Here is a 2,433-nt window from a genome sequence, read left to right on the forward strand (position 1 = left end):
GAGAAAGAGTTTGCACACCTCAAAAACTTCCCTCAAAAAATTGTGATAGATGGGGGAAATGGTGTTGCAGACACGGTCATAACAGATATATTTGATGCCTTGAATTTTAATTACACAGGTCTTTATCTTGAACCGGATGGTACTTTTCCCAACCACCATCCAGATCCATCTGTAGAAAAAAACCTTGTAGATATCAAAGCGGCTTTAGCTAAAGATGGAGACATCGCTTTTGCTTACGATGGAGATGCTGACCGTATCGCTGTACTCACACATAAATACAACATCAAAGGTGATCAAATGGCACTGCTCTATGCCATGAAGATGGAAAACCCTACGGTGATCGGTGAAGTTAAATGCTCACAGGTCATGTACGATGAACTTGAACGTCGTGGTGCAAAAGCCATCATGTATAAAACAGGTCATTCTAACTTAAAAGTAAAAATGAAAGAGACGAATGCTGATCTTGCCTGTGAAGTGAGTGGACATATCTTCTTTAAACATCGTTATTTTGGTTATGATGATGCCATCTATGCCACACTGAGAATGTTGGAACTGATCCATGACGGTATCGATCTAGATAAAGAGATCGACGCACTTCCAACTGTTTTTTCCACAGAAGAAATCAAAGTAGAGACCACAGAAGAAGAGAAGTTTGCCATCATTGATAAAGTCAAAGAACTTCTTCAAACCCCACCAGCAGACTTCCCTAAGATCCTAAATATCATCGATGTGGACGGTGTGCGTATCAATTTTGAAAAAGGATGGGGACTTGTCAGAGCAAGTAACACTACGCCTGTCCTTGTTACACGATTTGAATCAACCGATGAAGCACTGGCAAAAGAGTATAAGTTAAAGGTTAATGCACTTATCATACAGGCAAAGAGCTTACTATGATCAATAAACTTTATTTCACTTCACTAGATGAGCAGGTTCAGCAAAAAGCTTTTAGAGCTATTGAAGAGGAACAAAGAAGCATTGGTTATTATACACTACCAGATCAGGACATTACTCCTATATTATCCTATTGTGACTCGATTCCAGATATGATAGAAACTATTGCTGTCATAGGCATCGGTGGAAGTTCTTTAGGTGCCAAAGCAATCTATGAATTTGTCAAACCCCTAAACAACCTTTCAAGAAAACTTTACTTTTTTGAAAGTACAGATCCTATCAATATTACTACCCTGCTTTCAAAAATAGACCTTGAGAAAACCCATTTTCTTGTGATCTCAAAATCAGGTAACACGGTAGAGACATTTTCTATCTACAAATACATCTATTCTCTTCAAAATGATCCATCAGCGTATACTTTCATCACTGATCCTGATTCTCCACTTGAAAAGTATGCCAATGAGATCAACGCTTCTGTACTTCACCTTCCTGACAATGTAGGCGGAAGATTTTCTGTACTCTCCACTGTAGGTCTTGTCCCGTTAGCTTTATGCGATATAGACATACAAGCACTCTTAAATGGTGCTCAGACCATAAAACAAAGTTTTTTTAACGATGGATACCTGAAAGATACACTTCTAAAAAAAGCCGTCTTTTATGCAAAAAATCATGCTCAATTCCATATCAACTGTATCTTCGCCTATTCTGAAACACTCAAATATTTCTGTGAATGGTATGTGCAACTTTGGGGTGAAAGTTTAGGAAAACATCAAAGGAATAGTGCATTTCATGTAGGTCTTACTCCCATTGGTCTTATCGGCCCAAAAGATCAACACTCCTTTCTACAGCTTATCATGGAGGGTACCAGAGATAAATCGGTCACTTTCATTAAAATTGAAGATTTTCATGACAACATTACCATCTCGGATATCACTCTACCTCATTTAGAAACACTTGACATACTCAATGGTCTTCCTTTTTCCAAACTGATCAATATGCAGTGTGACTCGGTTATGGAAGCACTTGAAGTACAAGGAGATATTCCGCTTGACAGCATTACGATTCCCACAGTGAATGAACACTCCATAGGATCACTCATCTACTACTATGAGTTACTTACTTCGCTTGTAGGAGAACTCATCGATGTCAATACCTATGATCAACCTGGTGTTGAAGCAGGCAAGATCATTTTGAAGAAAAAGTTACGTGTATTAAAAAAATGACATCAATATGACATTAGAAGTCTATAATTCTTTTAATGTAGTTAAAGCTTATCAAAAAGCTTAAATAAGTTTAAAAATGTCCTTATTTTGGTAAAATTACATTAATAAAATAATAAATGAGTTAAAATATGATCAAAAAATGTTTATTCCCCGCAGCAGGCTATGGTACCAGATTCCTCCCAGCAACCAAAGCAACACCAAAAGAGATGCTTCCTGTCTTAACTAAACCACTTATCCAGTATGGAGTCGAAGAGGCAGTTGAAGCAGGTCTCTCTACCATGGCAGTGATCACAGGACGTGGTAAACGTGCCATAGAAGA

The 2,433-nt window shown here is 37.9% G+C and carries 3 protein-coding genes; all 3 read left to right on the top strand.

Annotated elements, in window-relative coordinates:
* A partial coding sequence (locus WBM70_RS04340; protein WP_424557281.1) for a phosphomannomutase/phosphoglucomutase occupies positions 1–894 on the top strand: 894 nt, incomplete at its 5' end.
* Positions 891–2,114, top strand: coding sequence for a glucose-6-phosphate isomerase (locus WBM70_RS04345; RefSeq protein ID WP_424557282.1), 1,224 nt, complete (start codon positions 891–893; stop codon positions 2,112–2,114). The genes WBM70_RS04340 and WBM70_RS04345, both read left to right, overlap by 4 nt.
* Before the next feature lie 128 nt (positions 2,115–2,242).
* The coding region (locus tag WBM70_RS04350; RefSeq protein WP_424557283.1) for a sugar phosphate nucleotidyltransferase at positions 2,243–2,433 on the top strand (191 nt) is incomplete at its 3' end.

This window comes from Sulfurovum sp. (assembly GCF_049668085.1).
Taxonomy (GTDB): domain Bacteria; phylum Campylobacterota; class Campylobacteria; order Campylobacterales; family Sulfurovaceae; genus Sulfurovum.

Bases quoted from the DNA above. Each gene is read 5' to 3' on its own strand.
- WBM70_RS04345 (WP_424557282.1), top strand. From the start codon at position 891: ATGATCAATAAACTTTATTTCACTTCACTAGATGAGCAGGTTCAGCAA.